Source organism: Vibrio sp. V33_P6A3T137 (assembly GCF_009904835.1).
Lineage (GTDB): Bacteria > Pseudomonadota > Gammaproteobacteria > Enterobacterales > Vibrionaceae > Vibrio > Vibrio metschnikovii.
Window position 1 is genome coordinate 1 of record NZ_WXWK01000035.1, and the last position, 18,503, is coordinate 18,503.

An 18,503-nucleotide genomic window follows, 5' to 3' on the forward strand; every position below is an offset into this window, starting at 1 on the left:
CAATGGAATGAGGAAAAGATGTAAAATTAACATGTGAAGTTTTACTATTTTATGAAAGCTTCAAAACTTCATGGCTGTAAAATTTGACAAAAAAAGATTCACTAGCAGAGTTAAACTCTGTTTAATTAATAAAAAATGGCAAATAAAACTAGAAAAACCGCAAATATACAGAACAGCCAAACGGCTTAACATCATTATGCTCTCCAAACGACTTGGCGCTATTAACCGCTAGCAAGCAAGCCACTGGCAAATTTATCTGGAAAAAACGTCACCAATGCCAATGAGAGCCAAAACTCGCTCTCACTGGCTCCATGAACATAGATAAATGATGGAGTTAGAGTAAACAAACGTCGCTAATATCACAGCAACTTCCAAAACGAAGAGTGTATCGCTGCCATCGTCCCTCCCTTATTTTGTCCTGAGAGGGCGTTATAATAGCTGTGCCACGACTTCGGCAAGCTGTTCAAAAGTTGGCTGGCGAGATGAACCGGGACGCCATACCACACCAATTTCTCGATAAGCCTGCTGACCGGGAGGATCAATAATCACTAAGTTTTGATTGTCTAACAGACCATGTTCAATCGCCATTTGCGGAATAAAGGTCATACCTAATCCGTTGGCCACCATTTGTACTAAGGTATGTAAACTGGTTGCCATAAAAGGATTGATTTTTTCTTTATCGGTTAACTTACAGGCAGATACCGCATGTTCAGTTAAGCAGTGCTCATGCTCTAATAAAAATACCGATTCATTAGGCAGTTCATCATAAGTGATAGGTACTCGAATACGGTCCGCCTGCTGACGGCTAATCACCATCCTAAAAGGATCTCGACCAACGATTCGACTCATCATCTGACCGATGTCCATCGGTAAGGCGAGAATTAATACATCGAGCTCTCCGACTCGTAAGGCGTTTAATAGATTAGCGGTCGTATCTTCGCGTAATAATAAGTGTAACTTAGGATAACGTTGGTTAAGCTCTTGCACCAAATCACACAATAAAAAAGGCGCGATCGTCGGAATGCAGCCTAGTTTAAGCTGTCCTTCCATTGGCCCATTTTGACACTGCTGACCTAACTCCAGTAGATCTTTACCTTTCGCCAGTAATTCACGCCCTCCCCTTACCACTTGTTCTCCGGCATAAGTAAAAACCAACGGGCTTTTTTTGTCCGATTTCTCATACAAAGGGCAACCAATCAGAGTCTGCAAATTTTGAATGCCTTTACTCAGTGTCGATTGGCTAACAAAACAGCGTTCAGCCGCTTCACTAAAATGTCGTGTTTCATATAACGTAATTAAATAATGTAGCTGCTTTAAGCTTGGCCATTTATTCATCGTATTCTCTTTATTCTCCACTCAAATAGCTTAAAGCGCGATTTCTCGTACCGAGTAAATTCAGCTACCAATTCTTATCGCTTTTTTCGATTAACTTAATCTATTTAATTCGCTTTTTTCTATGCTACATGGTGTACTATAGTTTGTCTCGTTTAAATGGACTTGATAAAACATGCTATTTTATCAAGCATTAACCATCATCTTAGGAGCAAAAAAATGGTACTCGTAGGTCGTCAAGCCCCTGATTTTACTGCTGCAGCTGTTCTTGGTAACGGTGAAATCGTTGAAAACTTCAACTTTGCACAGTTTACAAAAGGTAAGAAAGCCGTTGTTTTCTTCTACCCTCTTGATTTCACTTTCGTTTGTCCTTCAGAGCTTATCGCTTTTGACAAGCGTTTTGAAGATTTCCAAGCTAAAGGCGTTGAAGTGATCGGTATTTCTATCGATTCACAATTCTCACACAACGCATGGCGTAATACTCCGGTAGAAAACGGCGGTATCGGCCAAGTTAAATACCCATTGGTTGCAGATATCAAACACGAAATCGTTAAAGCTTACGATGTCGAGCATCCAGAAGCGGGTGTTGCATTCCGTGGTTCATTCCTGATTGATGAAGAAGGCCTAGTTCGTCACCAAGTGGTTAACGATCTACCTCTTGGTCGTAACATTGATGAAATGCTACGTATGGTAGATGCACTTAACTTCCACCAAAAGCACGGTGAAGTTTGCCCTGCGCAATGGGAAGAAGGTAAAGCTGGCATGAAAGCCTCTAGTGAAGGCGTAGCTGCATTCCTATCTGAGCATGCTGGTGATCTAGGTAAGAAATAAGTTAATAGGCCACTACCGGCCTATTAATGGCTCGCGCTCAACTCGAGCCACACGGATAAAGGTTGGACACAATAAAAAGCGTTTAACGCATAAGCCAATCAGTTATAAGTAAAGTCATCAAAGCCCAAAGCCACTGGTTTTGGGCTTTTTTCATTCATGTCATCCTCAATAAACGCCAATTCCTAAGCACTCTAAATCACTCACTCACACTATTTAAGGAAAGGTAAAAAGCTTAACTTTACCTCTATTTCAGACCTTAGGTTAACAGACGCTATCGCGGCAGACTGATAAAATCAGCATCAACAACTCAAACCGTTTAAGTGAGAGATCATCATGAATTATGAACTTGAAGTCTGCATTGATAATATCGAATCGCTGCATTATGCCATTCAAGGAGGCGCGACGCGTATCGAACTTTGCTCAGCGTTAGCGTTAGGAGGGCTAACCCCCAGCTATGGCATGATGAAGCAAAGTGCTCGTCTATCGACTATTCCGGTGTATGCCATGATACGCCCACGCCAAGGCGATTTTTTGTATGACCACGATGACATCGCCATGATGTTAGATGACATTGATGCTGCAGCCGAAGCTAAGCTCCAAGGTGTCGTCATTGGGGCCTTAACCGCACAGGGGGAGATAGACGAATCACAGGTCAAACAACTGGTTACCCGTGCTCAGCAACATGGTTTAGGTGTGACGTTCCATCGAGCAATTGATCAATGTCGGGATTTTCGTCAGGCGCTTGAACTCTTAATTAATTTAGGATGTGAGCGAGTACTTACCTCAGGGCAAGCGCCTCAAGTAGAACAAGGTATCTCTACATTGGCAGACATGGTCTCCCTTGCCAAAGGCAGAATTCGCATTATGGCAGGCGCAGGATTAACCGCGAATAATGTGACGCGGATTATTCAACAAACTGGCGTACAGGAAGTCCACTTATCAGGTAAAAGCGTACGGCCCAGTCACATGCAGCTCAAATCCGCTGCCGCAAAAATGGGCCAAGCGGACGTGGATGATTTTATGATCCCGGTAACGAATCCAACCGCGATTGCTCAAGTCGCTGAACAATTGAGGGGCTTGGTTTAGCGCAACGCATCGTCTATCGATTGTTTGCCTAAGTGACGAACATCTTTACCTTTTACAAAGTAAATAATGTATTCACAAATATTTTGGCAGCGATCACCGACCCGTTCAATAGCACGAGCCGACCACATCACTTGCAAAATGTGCGGTATATTTTTCGGGTCTTCCATCATATAGGTCATTAACTGACGGATCACCGCTTCGTATTCTTGGTCTAATTTATCATCTTGTTTATGCAACGCCGCCGCCGCGACCACATCCATGCGAGCAAAAGCATCTAAGACTTGATGCAGCATGGCGATGGCTTGACGGCAGAGTGGCTCTAATGAGACTTGAAAGCGACGTTCTTTATCGGCAGGGCTTTCTATTGCGATATAGGCCATTTTAGTCGCGACGTCACCAATGCGTTCTAAATCGGTAATGGTTTTAATGATGGCCATAATCAAACGCAAATCTTTGGCCGTCGGCTGGCGCTTAGCGATGATTCGCGTGCACGCTTCATCGATTGACACTTCCATTTCATTGACTTGATGGTCATCTCGAACCACTTTGCGTGCTAGCTCGATATCTTCTTTGTGCAGCGCCTGCATCGCCAAAGAGAGTTGCTGTTCCACCAACCCTCCCATGGTCAGTACATGGGTTCGAATCGATTCAAGTTCGACATTAAATTGTCCTGAAATATGTCGGCCTAACTGCATCATGCCATCCTATTTTTTTGCTATTTGATTAGCCATATCGACCAGTAATGTAGTCTTCGGTCTGTTTTTTCAATGGAGAAGTAAAAATAGAATCTGTATCTGCATATTCGATCAACTTTCCCATATGAATAAAAGCCGTATGGTCACTGACTCGCGCCGCTTGCTGCATATTGTGCGTCACTATCACCACGGTATATTGTTTTTTTAACTCATGAATCAATTCTTCAATGGTTAAGGTTGAAATAGGGTCCAACGCAGAGGTAGGTTCATCCAACAACAATACCTCGGGTTCAATCGCTATCGCTCTCGCAATAACCAAGCGTTGCTGCTGTCCACCGGATAATCCAAATGCATTTTCGTGCAAACGATGTTTTACCTCATCCCACAAGGCCGCCGCTCGTAATGAATACTCTGCCGCGTCATCGAGTGTCCGACTGTTTTTTATACCTTGTAAGCGTAGACCATAGACCACATTCTCATAAATGGATTTAGGAAAAGGATTGGGGCGCTGAAAGACCATCCCGACTCGGCGTCGCAACGTCGGCACATCGACATCACTGTCATAGACATTTTTACCATGCAATTTCACGGCACCTTCAACTCGACAACCATCGACTAAATCGTTCATTCGATTAATACAGCGTAATAACGTCGACTTACCACAACCTGAAGGACCAATAAATGCCGTCACCTGCCCTTTGGGAATACGCATCGAAATTCCATTTAAAGCACGAGTCTGTTGGTAATACAAACTGAGTTCTTCAATAGTAATCGCGGTTTGCTGATCCGTTAAATGATGAACATCTAAGGGAGGCTGATAACCTAATGTTTGCTCAACAGAAAACATATTTAATCTTGTCCTAAGGTTCGGTATTTTTCACGCAAGTTATTGCGAATATGAATGGCGGTTAAGTTCAACATCACGACCACAGTCACCAGCAAAAAGGCCGTGGCATACACTAAGGGGCGAGCAGCTTCAATATTGGTGGTTTGAAAACCAACATCGTAAATGTGAAATCCCAAATGCATAAACTTGCGCTCTAGATGTACAAAAGGAAACTCGCTATCGACAGGTAAATTCGAGGCTAGCTTAACCGCACCGACTAACATCAAAGGAGCCACTTCGCCAGCGGCGCGAGCAATCGCAAGAATCAGCCCAGTAATCATCGCTGGACTGGCCATCGGCATCACTATCCGCCAAATGGTTTCAAACTGCGTTGCTCCTAAGGCTAATGAACCATAACGCACTGATGGCGGAATGCGTGTTAACCCCTCTTCGGTGGTGACGATCACGACTGGTAAAGTAAGCACCGCTAACGTTAATGCCGCCCACAATAATCCCGGCGTACCAAAGGTGGGGGCTGGTAAACTATCGGCATAAAACACATTATCAATACTTGCGCCAATCGTATACACAAAAAAGCCCAGTCCAAATACCCCATAAACAATCGATGGCACACCCGCTAGGTTGATCACCGCGACACGAATTAAACGCGTAAAAGCATTGTCTTTGGCATATTCATGAAGGTAAACCGCAGCAATAACACCCAGTGGCATCACAATCACCGACATGATCAATACCAATAATACGGTGCCAAAAATGGCGGGAAAGACCCCACCTTCAGAATTCGAGTCGCGAGGCGAGTCGGATAAAAAATCCCACAAATGCTTCAGCCAGCGAATCACTTTCTCGGCATGGGTCATTTCATTGGGATACCAATAATCGAGCACCTGACTCATTGGGATACCAATCGTATCACCAGCCATATCTTGCAATAAGAGTCGCTGATCATCCAATATTGCCCTTAAGCTTTCTAATCGTTGCTCAGCTTCGGCCAGCTCACTCACCCATTGCTGCTCTTTTTGCTGGCGCTCTGTACGCTGGTTAGGGGTTTGTTTTAAAGAACTGAGATCTGAGAGACGAAGCGTCGTTAACTGATGAGCCAGTTCACGAATGCGCGGTCGAACTTGCTGCTCGATCTCCGCTCTTATCTGCTGAGTCTGCCCAAAAACGGTTGCTAACCACTGAGAGGGACTTAAAGGCTGCTCTTGACTGATGAGTGTCGATTCAAAACCAATCGGCTTACCATAAAACTGCCCGTCATGGGTTCGTTGCAAGACGACCCAACCATGAGCAAGGGTCGCCGGTGACAATTTAATATCAAGAATCGACAAAAAATCAGCCTGATAAATGTCTCGATTAGCCACCTTAATGTTTAATCGTTGCACGTGGCCTTGCGCAATCGCGTCTTCAGGTAGGCTTATTCCCATCTCAAGAAGATGATTGACCGTCACCTTTTCTCGAGCATAGAGCTGCCCAACTAAAGTATGACCATCTTCAGTTTGCCATTGATAGAGCGGCGCTGGCCAAAAATAAATTAATCCTTTCCAGCCAATTAATAACAATAAGCCTAATACTGAGATCAAACTGATGCTAACGGCGCCAGCCGTCAGCCAAATCCAAGGAGAGCCAGATTGAAATTGCTGGGTCAGTTTCATTTACGTGCTCCCGATTATAATGAACGATATTTGGCGCGTAAGCGCTGACGCACCCACTCGGCAAAGGAGTTAACGATAAAAGTAAAGACAAACAACAATAACGCCGCTAAAAACAGCACTCGATAATGAGAGCTCCCCACCGCAGACTCAGGTAGTTCAATCGCAATATTCGCTGAAATGGTGCGCATGCCTTGTAAAATATTCCAATCGAGAATAGGCGTATTCCCTGTTGCCATCAGTACGATCATGGTTTCGCCAACGGCTCGCCCCAACCCCATCATGATTGCCGAAAAAATTCCTGGGCTGGCGGTCAATAACACTACATGGGTTAAGGTTTGCCATCCAGTCGCCCCAAGAGCCAATGAACCATCCGATAAATGCTTCGGAACCGAGAAAATCGCATCTTCAGCAATGGTAAAAATCGTTGGGATCACGGCAAATCCCATCGCAATCCCCACAATTAACGCATTACGCTGATCAAAACCAATGCCTCTTTGATCCAAAAAGAGCAGTACATCTCCGGCAAACAAGACTTGTTCGATGAGATGACTAAAAGAGAGCGTCAATGCCATGATAACGATCATTAATGGCACTAAGATCAGTGCTTGCCAACCGGAAATGTCATACCCCAAATAACGTTTAGGTAACCAAGACCAGATAACACCAATGATTAACGTCGAGATGGGTAAACCGATTAAAAGTGTGACTACCGCTGCTAAATTGTTTTCTACGATAGGCGCAAACCATAGCCCAGCGAGAAAGCCAATGATCACCGTCGGAAGCGCCTCCATCAATTCAATGGTCGGCTTCACCACTCGACGCATCGCGGGTTTCATAAAATAAGCGGTATAAATAGCGGCAAACACCGCTATCGGCACGGCAAATAGCATGGCATAGAAAGCCGCTTTCAATGTACCAAACGCAATCGGCACTAAACTTAATTTAGGTTCAAACTGCTCATTCGCCGCGGTTGACTGCCACACAAACTGCGGCTCTGGATAGCCTTCATACCAGACTTTTTTCCATAGTGCCGAAAAGGAAATCTCAGGGTGAGGATTATCCAATTCAATGACCTGAACGATTCCATCGTCCCAAGTGGCAATATAACGCTCGTTATTCGACATCACCGCTAACGTCGGCGCTTTAGGAAAAACCCGCTCAAACAACACCAGCTTTTCACTGGTGGTATAATGACTTTGTAGCGTGCCATTAGGATAAAAAGTATAAAAACCTTTACGCTGAGTATCCGTGAGCAAAAGCTGAATAGACGGTGCCAGCTGAAAATCACGAATCGACTGCAACTGGCGTTGGCCTTGCTGTAAAACATCAAACCATTGGCTAACAACACCATTTTCGTAGGTCACCAGCAAAGAATAAGCACCGGATAACAAGGTCATATTCGTCACTAAGCGCTGCGGCTGGCCGCGACTAAGATCCACTTGTTCACGCAGACGATACGCTTCACCATCACGCTGAATAACCGCCAATTGCGAGCCGGTACGTAAGTAAATCGTCTGGCCATCTGGAGTAATAAGCAGTTGATCCAGTTGCGCGTACCGAGTAGGTAATACCGTTTCTGCCATGGCTAAAGGCGCTTGTCGCGCCAGCCAACGAATCATCACCCGTTGGTCAGCCAAATAACTGACCGTATAAAGATAGTCAGCCGTTAGCGCAAAGTTGAACTGCTCAATCACCGCTTCCTCTGGTGCTGCAACCAGCGTAGATTCGGTGCTTAATGACTCCAGCACAGGGGTAAACTCTCGTCGCTGTTGAGTTATTGAATAATCAAACCGAGGACGAAAAAGATGCACCTGATGCGCAGCATCCAAAACCGCATACCACCCGTCTTGTGTCGTACTGGCTTCTATTTTAACAGGAACAAAAGACAAAGGCTGTCGCCATAACGGCTTATCACTCGGTTGCTTTAGCGCCCAAAATTCCGCTTCACCATATTGATCGACCACGAACAGATGCTCACCATAATCATCCATCGCCAGTACCTGAGGCTGCACAGAAGAAATCGGCTGTTTAGCAAAGTTGGCATCAAGCTTGGCATCTGCAAAAAGTGGTAGGGTGACCAACGCCAAATAAACAAAAATTAAAATCAGAGCCGCTAAGACTCCAACCCCACCACAGGTTACCGCAAAGCGAACGCAACGATCTTTCAAGCGTCGTTTATGATCTCGTTGCTGTAATGAAAATTCACTGTGGGGCATCAATTCACTCTATCCTTGTTATCTTAAGGGGGCGGCCGAGCTTAGAAAGCGGTAGTGACCAACAGCACGGAGAGTAAGAATAAGATCGCGAGCGCAAGAAGCGCATCAGAATAACCAGCCGCTTAACTATGTGAAGCGTTTCATACTTTATGGTGCTACAGGGTATACTATTTCAAATACGTGACGGTTATATTACAGCGCAGATAAGCAACTGAAAACAAAACCACTCTATATCAACTCAATTTGTAATAATTATGTCATATCATCGCTTTAGTTTGCACAATGATCATTGCGACTGGCTTATCTACAAATAACGTCGATCGTCAGATAGACGGCAGTCCGTCGCCATGAGTATAGATAAACGATGTGATTGAGATGACGTAAATTATAAACTAGGCAACAGATAAGCATGGCGGAAACCGACGCATCATCTCGTCAAGGTTTTCGAGCTTAAGCAAAAGAAAGGAATCCATGAGTACCGAAAAGTTGTACATCGACAAAGAATTAAGTTGGCTTTCGTTTAATGAGCGTGTGTTGCAAGAAGCGGCAGATAAAACGGTACCATTGATTGAAAGAATTCGTTTTTTAGGTATTTTTTCTAATAACTTAGATGAATTCTATAAAGTCCGTTTTGCCGATGTCAAACGGCGAATTTTAATCAACCGTGAACAAGGCGTAAAAGATAGCTCCAAGCATCTACTGAGTAAAATGCAGAGCAAAGCGTTTAAACTGAACCAAGATTTTGATCGTCTATACAGTGAATTGATTGTCGAAATGGCCCGGCGGCGGATTTTTTTAGTCAATGAGACCCAACTCGATCCCTTACAGCAAAAGTGGATCAGTAAATATTTTCATAAAGAGGTGTTACCCCATATTACTCCGCTATTGCTGCGTGATGATATTGATGTATTGCAATTTCTTAAAGATGAGTACGCTTACATTGCCGTTGAGCTTAAAAAAGACCAGCAATCAAGCTATGCCCTGCTCGAGATCCCAACCGATCACTTACCTCGCTTTGTCATGTTACCTGAGCAAAAAGGCAAAGGACGCAAGACCATTATTTTGCTCGATAATATTATTCGTTACTGTTTAGATGATATTTTCCGTGGCTTTTTTGATTACGACACGCTTCACGGCTACGCAATAAAAATGACTCGAGATGCAGAGTACGATTTACGCCGCGAAGTTGAGTACAGTTTACTCGAACAATTATCAGAAGGCTTAAGTCAGCGACTGACCGCGATGCCCGTGCGTTTTATCTACGAACATGATATGCCTGAAGCCATGCTGACGTTTTTATGTGAAAAACTCAAAATTTCTTATTATGATAGTCTGCTTCCCGGTGGTCGTTATCACAACTTTAAAGACTTTATCGCGTTTCCCAATGTTGGGCGCGATTACTTAGAAAACCGTACATTACCACCTCTCAAATGTGCTGATTTCGATGGTTACTTAAACGCCTTTGATGCCATTCGTAGCCAAGACATCTTGCTCCACTACCCTTACCATCGCTTTGAGCATATCACCGAGTTAGTGCGCCAAGCCTCGTTTGATCCCAAAGTGATCAGCATTAAAATCAACATTTATCGGGTAGCTAAAAACTCTAAATTGATGAATTCGTTGATCGATGCTGTGCATAACGGTAAACGTGTCGTCGTGGTCGTCGAGCTGCAAGCGCGTTTTGATGAAGAAGCCAATATCGAATGGTCCCGGATCCTCACTGAAGCGGGCGTTGACGTGATTTTTGGTATCCCAGGAATGAAAATTCATGCCAAGTTACTGTTGATTACTCGTCGAGAAGAGAGTGAATTAGTGCGCTATGCACATATTGGTACCGGGAATTTCCATGAAAAAACCGCACGGATTTATACTGACTTTTCTTTACTCACCGCCGATCATGAACTCACCAATGAAGTGCGTAGTGTGTTTGCGTATATTGAAAATCCATTTCGCCCGATTAAATTTACTCACTTACTGGTTTCACCGCGAAATAGCCGTACCCAGTTGTATCGATTGATTGATAGTGAAATTGCCAATGCCCGTAACGGTAAGAAGGCTGAAATCATAGTTAAAGTGAATAATTTGGTTGATAAAGGATTGATCAATAAACTCTATGGTGCGAGCAGTGCGGGCGTTAAAATAAAAATGATCATTCGCGGTATGTGTTCATTAGTTCCCGGTGTTGCAGGAGTCAGTGATAACATTAGTATTATTAGTATTGTTGATCGTTTCTTAGAGCATCCACGAGTACTGATCACCCATAACGATGGCGACCCTTTAGTCTATATCTCTTCGGCTGACTGGATGACACGTAACCTCGATCATCGGATTGAAGTAACCACACCCATTCGTAGCCCACGTTTAAAACAACGGATCATCGATATCATTAATCTCCAGTTTACCGATACCGTCAAAGCTCGAGTTATCGATAAAGAGATGAGTAACCGTTACGTCAAACGCGGCAATCGGAAAAAAATACGTTCACAATTGGCTATTTACGACTACCTTAAACGAATAGAAAAAGAAACACGCAAACCCAAAGGAAACCTTGAGCCACATGAAAACCCACTCTGAGATCACTTCTCCAGACAGTAGCGAATCGACCAGCCGAGAAATCGCGGCGATTGATCTTGGCTCAAATAGCTTCCATATGGTGGTCGCAAAAGTCGTTGAACAAGATTTACAACTGATCAGCCGCCATAAACAACGGGTGCATTTGGCATTAGGCTTAGATGAACAAAAAAACCTGGATCACGCCTCCATTGAGCGAGGGTTAGCCTGTTTAGCCATGTTTGCCGAGCGGCTCCAAGGATTCAAAGTCGAGAATGTCCGCATTGCCGCCACCCACACCTTACGTCAAGCTAATAACGCTCACCTTTTCTTACAACGAGCGTTAGAGGTGATGCCTTTTCCTATCGAAATTATTCCTGGCAGTGAAGAGGCGCGATTGATTTATCTTGGTGTAGCTCATACTCAACCGCAAGCAGACTCTATGCTGGTCGTCGATATTGGCGGTGGAAGTACGGAGCTGATCATCGGTAAAGGCTTTGAAGCTGAATTGGTTAACAGCAAACAGATGGGCTGTGTCAGTTACACTGAACGCTTTTTTACCAATGATAAACTGTCCAAGAAAAAGTTTGCTCAAGCGATTTTATCGGCGGAACAAAAACTCGAGTCCATGGCCAGTAAATATCGTAAAAAAGGCTGGCAGCGTGCGTTTGGCTCATCCGGTACCGTCAAAGCTATCCATGAAGTATTGATTGGCTTAGGCTACGACGATGGCGTGATCACCCAAGAACGGCTACATAAATTAGTCGATAAGCTGTGTGAGTCTAATCAAATTGCGGATATTCAATTAACCGGACTGACTGATGATCGTAAACCGGTCTTTCCTGCCGGAGTCGCCATCTTAACCGGTGTCTTTAATGCATTAAAGATCAAGCAAATGCATTTTTCCGATGGCGCATTGCGCGAAGGCTTACTGTATGAAATGGAAGATAGGTTCAAGTACGACGATGTCCGTTTACGCACGACAGAAAACTTAGCGGTCAAACACTTCGTTGATTTAGAGCACGCGGCAAAAGTTAAGGGCTACGCTAAAGAGTTTTTGAGTCAAGTTAATGACGAATTAGGACTCAAAGCCAACAGTGATTTATTTGCGCTACTAGAATGGGCTGCGCTACTCCACGAAGTTGGCCTTAGCATCAGCTTACAAGCCTTTCATCGTCACTCCGCTTACATCTTACAGCACACCAATATGCCAGGGTTTAACAGTGAACAACAAAGGGTGCTCGCCACGCTGGTTCGCTTTCAACGTAAAGCTCTTAAGCTTGGTGAAATGAGCGATTTCTATCTCTATAAGAAAAAACACATCATCGGCCTTATCCGCGTGTTACGGTTAGCGATTGTCCTAAATGGACAGCGCAATGATGATCCACTTCCCGAGATTCGCTTAAGTGCCAAAGAAGATCGGTGGCAATTAACATGCAATGATCCGGCTTGGCTTGAAAACAACAAACTGCTGCACATCGATTTACTCAGTGAACAAGCCTATTGGCATAAAGTTGGTTGGACGTTAACGTTTTAAATAAAGTGGGTCAAAGCCTAGATTTAACTGCTGGCATGCGCGGTAAACACGGATCACTTAATCCCCACTTTGGCCAATTCTTGCTGCGCGACCTCAGCAGAAATGGCTAAGTAACCTTCTTTGCTAACCAGATCTTGTCCCTGCTTAGAAAAGATAAAACGCACAAATTCTCTTTCCAGCGGCATTAATGGCCGCCCTGGGTGTTTGTTAACGTACAAATACAGATAACGAGATAAAGGGTATTCACCAGACAAAATATTATCGTGTGAGGGATAAACGTAATCTCGTCCTTGGCGAGCAATCGGGACCAGTTTCACTCCAGAAACACGATAGCCTACCCCAGAATAGCCTAATGCATTAATCGATGAAGCAACCGACTGCACCACAGAGGCTGAACCCGGCTGTTGATTGACATGGGCTTTAAAATCACCGCCACACAACGCGGTTTGCTTAAAATAGCCGTACGTTCCCGATACCGAATTACGTCCAAACAACTGCATGCGTCGCTGTGCCCACGAGTAATCTAGACCTAATTGTGACCAACGGTTGATCGATTCTGTGGCCCCGCAACGTAACGTTACTGAAAAAATCTGATCGAGCTCGGTAAAATTTAACCCCTCGATGGGATTATCTCGATGAGCAAACACACCAATCGCATCAATCGCAATCCGTAACTCAGTCGGCTTGTAGCCATGGGTGCGTTCAAACGCTTCAATCTCTCGTAGACGCATAGGTCGACTCATCGGTCCAAATTGCGCAGTTTCTTCCGTTAAAGCTGGAGGTGCAGTCGATGAGCCTGATGCTTGTACTTGAGCATTAACATTAGGATACAGCTCATTAAACGCTTCTGCCCAAAGTGTTGTCAGCCCGGCGAGAGTATCCGAGCCCACAGAAAGGACACTCCCCGATATACCCGGTACGCGATGATAATCGGCGAGTGATTGCGAAGCTCCTGAGCTGAACGGAAAACTCGCCATCATCACCACCAACCAACGTCTTAATTGCATTTCACCACCAAACGTTTCGGTAACACAAACGAGAAACAGCTCCCAACGCCAACCTCACTGCGAATATCTAAATGGCTATCGTGATGGGAAAGCGCATGTTTGACAATCGCCAACCCCAGACCACTACCACCGGTATCGCGTGATCGCGCTTTATCCACTCGATAAAAACGCTCGGTTAAGCGATGCAAATGCTGAGCCGCAATCCCTTCACCACGGTCTTCCACTTCAAACAACGCCCCTTGTTCAGTATTTTGCCAGCGAACCTGAATCTCTGCGCCCGCTGGGGTATATTTCACGGCGTTATAAACTAAATTAGAAATAGCGCTACGCAGTTGGTCTTCATCGGCTAAGACTTTAAGCTGTTTATCAACAGTAAAACGAATCTGATGAGCCTGTTCACCACTTAAACTTAACGCTTCTTTTTCTAACACCTCAAGCATCGCTGGGACATCAACTTCTTCATCCAACTCATGAATGGGCGAAGCCTCAATTTTCGATAAGGTGAGCAATTGATTAACTAAACTCGACATCCGATTCAACTGCTCGGTCATCACTCCGTGGGCTTTCGGCCACATTGGACCGAGTAGCAGCTCTGGGTCTTCCGTCATTTCTAAGTAACCTTGCAGTACCGTCATTGGCGTGCGTAACTCATGCGATACATTAGCAAAAAAGTTTCGTCTCATGCCTTCAAGCTGCTTCACCTGAGTCACATCACGTACGACCATTAAATGTTCACCTTCGGTATACGGCACGATACGTAGCTCTAAAGATCGCTCAACATTCAATGGCGAGTGCATGGTCAACGGTTCTGAAAAATCATTTTTCTGCAGATAATTGATAAAACCTGGCGTGCGGATCAAATTGGAAATCGGTTGTCCAGCATCATCGGGCCAACGAAATCCCAACAAATACTGCGCTAAGCGGTTGCACCACACAATATTGCCTTCCGCGCGAAACACCACCACCGCATCAGGTAACGATTCTGCACCATTACGAAAACGGCGAATTAAATTGGTGAGCTCTTTGCGCTTTTTGCGTTGCCGCTGCTGCAAACGATAAATACCATTAAACAGCGACTCCCAATTCCCTGAACCAGAAGGGGGTGTTAAGCGCTTTTCATCCCACAACCAAGCCGAAAATCGCACTTGATTATGCAAATGCCAAACCAGCTGTAATGCCGTTGCCGCTAACAGCAACCAAGGCATATGCCCAAATACCCAGCCAACAATCAGCCAGGGAAGGTAAAAAAAAGCCAGCTCCCAGGCCAGCTTTTTCCAAGTTAATCGTTCAACCATAATACTCCACAATAGGCTTACTTAAGCTTTGGTTGAAAACCGGTAGCCAGCGCCACGCACGGTTTGGATAAGCTTATCATGTCCGGCTTCTTCTAGAGCTTTACGCAAGCGGCGAATGTGCACATCCACCGTACGATCTTCAACATAGACATTGGTGCCCCAGATGTTATTCAGCAGTTGCTCTCGACTGTATACGCGCTCTTGGTGAGTCATAAAAAAGTGCAGCATCTTAAACTCGGTCGGTCCCATCTCTAGCGCCATATCATCAGCGGTCACTCGGTGAGACACCGGATCCAATTTTAAACCTTGCACGTCAATGACATCTTCTAATGAGGTAGGAGTAACACGGCGAATAACCGCTTTTAAACGCGCAATCAACTCTTTCGGTGAAAACGGTTTGGTAATGTAATCATCCGCTCCTACTTCTAAACCACGAACTTTATCTTCTTCTTCACCCCGAGCGGTCAGCATGACAACCGGAATGTTACGTGTTAACTCTTCACGTTTCATGTGTTTGATAAAGTTAATCCCGCTACCGCCGGGTAGCATCCAATCGAGCAGAACAAGATCGGGGAAAGGTTCAGCGAGCTTAGTCACCGCGCTATCATAATCTTCAGCTTCCACTGCTTGATAGCCTTTTTGTTCAAGCACAAAACACAACATTTCACGAATGGGTGCTTCATCCTCAACGACCAGAATCCTTCTAGACATAATTGAATAACCTTTGTTATTAATCAACGCTATGCATTATGGGAAATGATTATGACACTTTTGTGACCTTTGCAAACTAATTTTCATATAAAGTTCACGCTTGTGTACGGTTTACGAGGTGATTAGCGTGACCAAACTCCGCTAACCAATCGTCATTTCGTGTCGTAAGAGTATAAGACATTAATCGTCAATTCCCCTATCATAGACGAATTGTGAACAACCAAAAGAAGCGCACTATGTGGTTTAAAAATTGTATGGTGTATCGCGTCAATCGTGATATTCCCTTTAATGCGGATCAACTGGAAACTCAACTAACGGAATTTCGTTTTAGCCCTTGCTCTAGTCAAGACAAACAGAAGTTTGGCTGGGTGCATGCCCTTGGTAAACATGGCGATATGATGACGCACGTTAGTGATGGACGAATACTGATTTGCGCCAAAAAAGAAGAAAAAATGCTCCCAGCATCGGTGATCAAAGAGTCTTTGAATGCCAAAGTCGACACCATTGAGACGCAAGAAGGTCGACCACTCAAGAAAAAAGAGAAAGAGACCTTAAAAGAAGAAGTCATGATTGATTTGCTGCCGCGAGCCTTCACTCGTAGCCATTATACCTACGTACTCATCATGCCTAAAGAAGGGTTAATTCTGGTCGATGCTAGCAGCTATAAAAAAGCCGAAGATGTTCTGGCTCTGCTGCGCAAAACCATGGGCAGCTTACCCGTTGTACCAGCAATTCCTGAAGTTGCGGTCGAAACCACATTGACTCAATGGGTCAAGGACGGCAACGTACCACAAGGCTTTACGCTCTTAGAAGAAGCAGAGTTAAAATCCACCTTAGAAGATGGCGCAACCATCCGTTGTAAAAAGCAAGAGCTGACTAGTGATGAGATCATCAGTCATATTGCCGCTAATAAAGTGGTGACTAAGTTAGCGCTCAACTGGCAAGAGCGGATCAGTTTTATTCTGGCCGACGATTGCAGCTTAAAGCGTTTGGCATTTAGTGATGAGCTCAAAGACCAAAACGAAGATATTCCAAGAGAAGACCAAGCGGCGCGATTCGATGCGGATTTATCGTTAATGTGTGGTGAATTTTCTGCTCTATTACCTAACTTATTTGATGTATTAGGCGGCTTACCGTCAAACGACGCCTAACGGCCTATTCAGGCTGGTATCTCCAGCCTGAATCCTTTCTCTTCATCCTTCCACGACAAGACCAAGACGCCAAGGGATAATAACCTGAAAAAGAGTATGGTCACCGCTTACCTTTTGACGTAAAATTTGCGCCCTTTCCAATACCATGAGGTGGTATTGGCCTGACTTGAAATCAGATTGAGAAGCTAATAATGAGTACAACATCCCCTTTCGTTCCTGAGCTACTGTCACCTGCCGGTAGTCTAAAAAATATGCGTTATGCCTTTGCTTACGGCGCAGATGCTGTTTATGCCGGCCAACCGCGTTACAGCCTACGCGTACGTAATAACGAGTTTAACCACGAAAATCTGCAAATCGGCATTAACGAAGCGCATGCACTGGGTAAAAAATTCTATGTGGTGTGTAATATTCAGCCACACAACTCAAAATTAAAAACCTTTATTCGCGATTTAAAACCGGTTATCGACATGGGACCGGATGCATTAATTATGTCCGATCCCGGCTTGATCATGATGGTACGTGAAGCGTTTCCTGAGATGGCGATTCATTTGTCAGTACAAGCTAATGCGGTTAACTGGGCAACGGTTAAGTTTTGGTCAACCCAAGGTGTCGAACGCGTAATATTATCTCGCGAGCTGTCACTGGAAGAGATCGAAGAAATTCGCCAACAATGCCCAGAGACTGAGCTAGAGATCTTTGTTCATGGCGCACTGTGCATGGCCTATTCGGGCCGCTGTTTATTATCAGGCTACATGAATAAACGAGACCCGAACCAAGGTACTTGCACCAACGCTTGCCGTTGGGAGTACAAAGTTGAAAAAGGCCAAGAAGATGCGTCAGGGCAAATTGTCGAACAGTTCGATCCAAGCGCCGCCCAAGCGATTGAAGTACAAACAGAGCGTCCCGATAACACCTTAGGATTAGGTAAACCGATTGATGATGTCGTGCTGTTGTCTGAAAGCCACCGCCCTGAAGAAAAAATGGCCGCGTTTGAAGATGAACATGGTACCTATATCATGAACTCAAAAGACTTACGCGCCGTTCAGCACGTTGAACGTTTAACCAAAATGGGCGTTCACTCGCTCAAAATTGAAGGTCGTACTAAGTCATTCTATTACTGCGCCCGAACGGCTCAAGTTTATCGTAAAGCGATTGATGATGCCGTCGCTGGCAGACCATTTGATGACAGCCTAATGGGCACCTTAGAAAGCCTCGCGCATCGCGGCTATACCGAAGGTTTCCTACGTCGTCATACTCATGATAGCTACCAAAACTATGACTATGGTTACTCTGTCTCCGATAGTCAGCAATTTGTCGGTGAGTTTACCGGTAAACGCCGTGGTGATTTAGTTGAAGTGGAAGTGAAGAACAAGTTCTGTGTCGGTGACAGTCTTGAGTTGATGACCCCTAAAGGCAATATCATTTTTACTCTTGAAATGATGGAAAACCGCAAGTCGCAAGCCATTGATGATGCAAAAGGTAATGGTCACTTCGTGTTTATTCCTATGCCTGAAGACTTAGATCTTGAGTACGCGTTATTAATGCGTAACCTCAATGCCGGTCAAGATACTCGCAACCCAACAGGCAAATAAT

Annotated in this window: 14 protein-coding genes; 6 read left to right on the plus strand and 8 right to left on the minus strand. The window is 44.7% G+C overall.

All coding sequences use genetic code 11. The annotated features are described in order from the left end of the window. Window positions 1–429 precede the first annotated feature (429 nt). Complete coding sequence (locus CAG60_RS02605; RefSeq protein WP_161438206.1) at window positions 430–1,335, minus strand: hydrogen peroxide-inducible genes activator; 906 nt, start codon at window positions 1,333–1,335, stop codon at window positions 430–432. A 216-nt stretch (window positions 1,336–1,551) separates the two neighbouring features. Here CAG60_RS02605 and CAG60_RS02610 point away from each other — a divergent pair, with 216 nt between their 5' ends. Together CAG60_RS02610 and CAG60_RS02615 are read left to right on the plus strand one after the other, a co-directional pair. Continuing rightward, window positions 1,552–2,163, plus strand: a complete 612-nt coding sequence (locus CAG60_RS02610) for a peroxiredoxin C (RefSeq protein ID WP_158144204.1) — start codon at window positions 1,552–1,554, stop codon at window positions 2,161–2,163. Between the two features lie 333 nt (window positions 2,164–2,496). Further along, window positions 2,497–3,249 (plus strand): copper homeostasis protein CutC, encoded by a 753-nt coding sequence (locus CAG60_RS02615; RefSeq protein ID WP_161438207.1) that lies wholly within the window; start codon window positions 2,497–2,499, stop codon window positions 3,247–3,249. Here the strand turns inward: CAG60_RS02615 and phoU are convergent. Genes phoU through CAG60_RS02635 form a run of 4 tightly spaced genes read right to left on the minus strand, consistent with a single transcriptional unit; the run spans window position 3,246 to window position 8,659 of the window. Further along, a complete protein-coding gene (phoU, locus tag CAG60_RS02620) occupies window positions 3,246–3,944 on the minus strand; it encodes a phosphate signaling complex protein PhoU (RefSeq protein WP_040904645.1) in 699 nt (232 codons plus the stop codon). The two genes, CAG60_RS02615 and phoU, sit on opposite strands and share 4 nt — an antisense overlap. Window positions 3,945–3,972: 28 nt before the next feature. Further along, the gene (gene pstB, locus CAG60_RS02625) at window positions 3,973–4,791 is read right to left on the minus strand and encodes a phosphate ABC transporter ATP-binding protein PstB (RefSeq protein WP_004395863.1); all 819 of its coding nucleotides are present in this window, start codon (window positions 4,789–4,791) and stop codon (window positions 3,973–3,975) included. Between the two features lie 2 nt (window positions 4,792–4,793). After that, window positions 4,794–6,443, minus strand: a complete 1,650-nt coding sequence (pstA, locus tag CAG60_RS02630) for a phosphate ABC transporter permease PstA (protein WP_443275395.1) — start codon at window positions 6,441–6,443, stop codon at window positions 4,794–4,796. A 14-nt stretch (window positions 6,444–6,457) separates the two neighbouring features. Further along, window positions 6,458–8,659, minus strand: a complete 2,202-nt coding sequence (locus CAG60_RS02635; protein ID WP_161438208.1) for an ABC transporter permease subunit — start codon at window positions 8,657–8,659, stop codon at window positions 6,458–6,460. Between the two features lie 471 nt (window positions 8,660–9,130). Here CAG60_RS02635 and ppk1 point away from each other — a divergent pair, with 471 nt between their 5' ends. Both ppk1 and ppx read left to right on the plus strand, forming a co-directional pair. Next, window positions 9,131–11,233, plus strand: coding sequence for a polyphosphate kinase 1 (gene ppk1, locus CAG60_RS02640; RefSeq protein WP_161438209.1), 2,103 nt, complete (start codon window positions 9,131–9,133; stop codon window positions 11,231–11,233). Then, window positions 11,217–12,746 carry an exopolyphosphatase gene (gene ppx / locus CAG60_RS02645; protein WP_161438210.1) on the plus strand — a complete coding sequence of 510 codons (1,530 nt, stop codon included), beginning with the start codon at window positions 11,217–11,219 and terminating at the stop codon, window positions 12,744–12,746. The genes ppk1 and ppx overlap by 17 nt, the downstream gene beginning before the upstream one ends. A gap of 53 nt (window positions 12,747–12,799) precedes the next feature. Here the strand turns inward: ppx and CAG60_RS02650 are convergent, their stop codons facing one another. The 3 genes from CAG60_RS02650 to phoB are packed head-to-tail and all read right to left on the minus strand — an operon-like array spanning window position 12,800 to window position 15,759. Next, complete coding sequence (locus tag CAG60_RS02650; protein WP_272924703.1) at window positions 12,800–13,726, minus strand: PstS family phosphate ABC transporter substrate-binding protein; 927 nt, start codon at window positions 13,724–13,726, stop codon at window positions 12,800–12,802. A 17-nt stretch (window positions 13,727–13,743) separates the two neighbouring features. Continuing rightward, on the minus strand, window positions 13,744–15,048 hold the full coding sequence (gene phoR / locus CAG60_RS02655) for a phosphate regulon sensor histidine kinase PhoR (protein WP_161438212.1): 1,305 nt from the start codon (window positions 15,046–15,048) through the stop codon (window positions 13,744–13,746). A 21-nt stretch (window positions 15,049–15,069) separates the two neighbouring features. Beyond that, window positions 15,070–15,759: a phosphate regulon transcriptional regulator PhoB gene (gene phoB / locus CAG60_RS02660; RefSeq protein WP_161425357.1), complete on the minus strand. Its 690-nt coding sequence runs from the start codon at window positions 15,757–15,759 to the stop codon at window positions 15,070–15,072. 236 nt (window positions 15,760–15,995) lie between these two features. Between phoB and rdgC the strand changes: the two genes are divergently transcribed. Further along, window positions 15,996–16,910 carry a recombination-associated protein RdgC gene (gene rdgC, locus CAG60_RS02665; RefSeq protein WP_161438213.1) on the plus strand — a complete coding sequence of 305 codons (915 nt, stop codon included), beginning with the start codon at window positions 15,996–15,998 and terminating at the stop codon, window positions 16,908–16,910. A 191-nt stretch (window positions 16,911–17,101) separates the two neighbouring features. Then, the gene (trhP, locus tag CAG60_RS02670) at window positions 17,102–18,502 is read left to right on the plus strand and encodes a prephenate-dependent tRNA uridine(34) hydroxylase TrhP (RefSeq protein ID WP_158144210.1); all 1,401 of its coding nucleotides are present in this window, start codon (window positions 17,102–17,104) and stop codon (window positions 18,500–18,502) included. The last annotated feature ends 1 nt before the right edge of the window (window position 18,503 follow it).

What these genes read in the sequence shown, in the direction of transcription:
- CAG60_RS02605 (WP_161438206.1), bottom strand. Translation starts at nt 1,335, where the DNA reads ATGAATAAATGGCCAAGCTTAAAGCAGCTACATTATTTAATTACGTTA.
- CAG60_RS02610 (WP_158144204.1), top strand. Translation starts at nt 1,552, where the DNA reads ATGGTACTCGTAGGTCGTCAAGCCCCTGATTTTACTGCTGCAGCTGTT.
- CAG60_RS02615 (WP_161438207.1), top strand. Translation starts at nt 2,497, where the DNA reads ATGAATTATGAACTTGAAGTCTGCATTGATAATATCGAATCGCTGCAT.
- phoU (WP_040904645.1), bottom strand. Translation starts at nt 3,944, where the DNA reads ATGCAGTTAGGCCGACATATTTCAGGACAATTTAATGTCGAACTTGAA.
- pstB (WP_004395863.1), bottom strand. Translation starts at nt 4,791, where the DNA reads ATGTTTTCTGTTGAGCAAACATTAGGTTATCAGCCTCCCTTAGATGTT.
- pstA (WP_443275395.1), bottom strand. Translation starts at nt 6,443, where the DNA reads ATGAAACTGACCCAGCAATTTCAATCTGGCTCTCCTTGGATTTGGCTG.
- CAG60_RS02635 (WP_161438208.1), bottom strand. Translation starts at nt 8,659, where the DNA reads ATGCCCCACAGTGAATTTTCATTACAGCAACGAGATCATAAACGACGC.
- ppk1 (WP_161438209.1), top strand. Translation starts at nt 9,131, where the DNA reads ATGAGTACCGAAAAGTTGTACATCGACAAAGAATTAAGTTGGCTTTCG.
- ppx (WP_161438210.1), top strand. Translation starts at nt 11,217, where the DNA reads ATGAAAACCCACTCTGAGATCACTTCTCCAGACAGTAGCGAATCGACC.
- CAG60_RS02650 (WP_272924703.1), bottom strand. Translation starts at nt 13,726, where the DNA reads ATGATGGCGAGTTTTCCGTTCAGCTCAGGAGCTTCGCAATCACTCGCC.
- phoR (WP_161438212.1), bottom strand. Translation starts at nt 15,048, where the DNA reads ATGGTTGAACGATTAACTTGGAAAAAGCTGGCCTGGGAGCTGGCTTTT.
- phoB (WP_161425357.1), bottom strand. Translation starts at nt 15,759, where the DNA reads ATGTCTAGAAGGATTCTGGTCGTTGAGGATGAAGCACCCATTCGTGAA.
- rdgC (WP_161438213.1), top strand. Translation starts at nt 15,996, where the DNA reads ATGTGGTTTAAAAATTGTATGGTGTATCGCGTCAATCGTGATATTCCC.
- trhP (WP_158144210.1), top strand. Translation starts at nt 17,102, where the DNA reads ATGAGTACAACATCCCCTTTCGTTCCTGAGCTACTGTCACCTGCCGGT.